1 protein-coding gene and 1 pseudogene are annotated in these 1,375 nt (G+C 68.1%); one reads left to right on the forward strand and one right to left on the reverse strand.

The features are described 5' to 3' along the window. On the reverse strand, window positions 1-908 hold a 908-nt coding region (locus AC097L_RS24480; RefSeq protein WP_479589321.1), incomplete at its 3' end, for a Bug family tripartite tricarboxylate transporter substrate binding protein. A 103-nt stretch (window positions 909-1,011) separates the two neighbouring features. Here AC097L_RS24480 and AC097L_RS24485 point away from each other — a divergent pair. Next, window positions 1,012-1,375: pseudogene (locus AC097L_RS24485) on the forward strand (LuxR family transcriptional regulator); the annotation flags it as partial.

Here is a 1,375-nt window from a genome sequence, read left to right on the forward strand (position 1 = left end):
GTGAAGTCCTCGCGGCTGGTGCCGGTGGCGCGGAAACCGGCGGCTTCCAGCTTGCTTTTGCCATCCGCAGACTGCACGGCGCGGACGATGTCGGCGTTCAGCTTGGCCAGCACGTCGGCGGGCGTTTTGGCCGGGGCTACTACGCCAAACCAGGAGTTGAACTCCAGCGCGGGGTAGCCCTGTGCCTTGAAGGTGGGCACGTCGGGCAGGCCGGTGGTGCGCACGGCACCGGTGGTGGCCAGGGCCAGCAGCTTGCCCGCCTTGACGTTGGGTGCGGCCAGGCCGATGCTGGCAAACACGCCTTGCACGTCGCCGCCAAACAGGCCGGTGAGTGCGTCACCGGTGGATTTGTAGTGCACCGGCTCGGGCTGGAGCTTCAGCGCGTCGCCCAGCATGAAGACCCCGAAATGCCCCGGTGTACCCGCACCAAAGGTGGCCATGAACAGGCCTTTTTGCGTCTTGGCTGCTTCCACAAACTCTTTCACGTTGCGGGCCGCTACCTTTTGCGGATTCACCAGAAAGGCAAAGTCCACGCTGGCCACCTGGCTGACCGGGGCAAAGTCGCGCTGCACGTCGTAGGGCAGCTTGGTGTAGCTGCTGGGCGCTATGGCCAGCTGGCCGGTTTCGCCCAGCAGCAGGGCGTAGCCGTCGGGCGCGGCGCGGGCCACTTCGGTGGCGGCGATCAGGCCCCCGGCACCGGGTTTGTTGTCGACCACCACGCCCACGCCCCAGCCCTCGGCCAGCTTCTGGCTGACCAGGCGGGCCACGATGTCGGGCCCGGTGCCCGCCGCAAAGCCGACCACCAGGCGCACCGGTCTTTGGGGATAGCTGGTCTGGGCGCTGGCGGCGGTGCAGGCCAGGGCGGTGAGCAGGGTGGCGAGCACGCTGCGGCGGGAAGGGATGCGCATGGGGTTGTCTCCGGACTAGGTGTAATGCTGCATAGCGTAGGCCCCGGCCTGCCCGTATGCTGTCATCCCAGAAGACGACGTGTTAACCCTGAAAGACCGAAGAATGCGACAGTGGGCTGCCAACGCCGCCACCCCCGGCGAGCTGCTGAGTGTGCTGACCCAGGCGGTGCCGCGCCTGGGCGAAAACCATTTTGAGCAGGCGCTTTTGGACAGCCTGTACCCGCTGCTGCCCGCCGCCTCGTGCGCGGTGTACCGCACCGGGCCGCTGTGCCCACCGGTGATCTACATGTCGGCCAGCCACGGCGTGCCCGACACCACCCGCGACTGCTGGCGGCCCTACCTGTCAGACCAGGACGGCGGCGACAACTCCCTCCGCCCGCCTTCGGCCCCGCCTGGCCACCAGGTCAGCCACATTACCGCCCCGGAGGTGGCGCCCGAGCACCGCGCCAAGGTGTACGAGGCGCATG

Source organism: Rhodoferax sp. RT5P35 (assembly GCF_056521385.1).